At 28.7% G+C, this 582-nt stretch carries 1 protein-coding gene; it reads right to left on the reverse strand.

Features of this window, described 5'->3' with window-relative positions; all coding sequences use genetic code 11:
* Nucleotides 1-95: 95 nt before the first annotated feature.
* On the reverse strand, nt 96-347 hold the full coding sequence (locus tag IE142_RS40140) for a cbb3-type cytochrome c oxidase subunit I (protein ID WP_220377656.1): 252 nt from the start codon (nt 345-347) through the stop codon (nt 96-98).
* Between the last annotated feature and the right edge of the window lie 235 nt (nt 348-582).

A 582-nucleotide genomic window follows, 5' to 3' on the forward strand; every position in this document is an offset into this window, starting at 1 on the left:
ATTCCAGATAAAGGAGGACATAAAGTTCAACCTGTACCAGCACCATTTTCTATAGTTGCAGAGAAAACAAATAATAGTAAACTAGGAACTAATAATCAGAAACTAATGTTATTTAGTCTAGGGAATGCCATATCAGGTCCTCCCACTAATAATGGTAATAAGAAATTACCAAAACCTCCGATTAAAGCTGGCATAACCATAAAGAAAATCATCATAATAGCATGAGCTGTTATTATACTATTATATAATTGGTTATCTGCAATATATTGAACACCTGGTCCAGATAATTCTAATCTTATAAGTACAGAAAATGCTGTACCTAATAAACCTGAGAATAATGCAAACATTAAGTATAAAGTACCAATATCTTTAGCGTTAGATGATAAAAATCATCTTTCTTGTCATTCTGTAGGTTGTTTTAAAGTTAAAAAAGATGAACTTTCTTGACTACTTATCGAGGCAACATCTTCTTTTTTAGTTGAAGTTGAAAAACCTCTTCCAAATGAAATATTATATTTTGTTAAATTATCTAACAAAAAAATAATTTATTTTTGTTCTTCGTGAAAACGAATTTAAAGTTAT

Origin of the sequence: Streptomyces mutabilis, from assembly GCF_014649815.1 — a bacterium.
Classification (GTDB): domain Bacteria; phylum Actinomycetota; class Actinomycetes; order Streptomycetales; family Streptomycetaceae; genus Streptomyces; species Streptomyces mutabilis.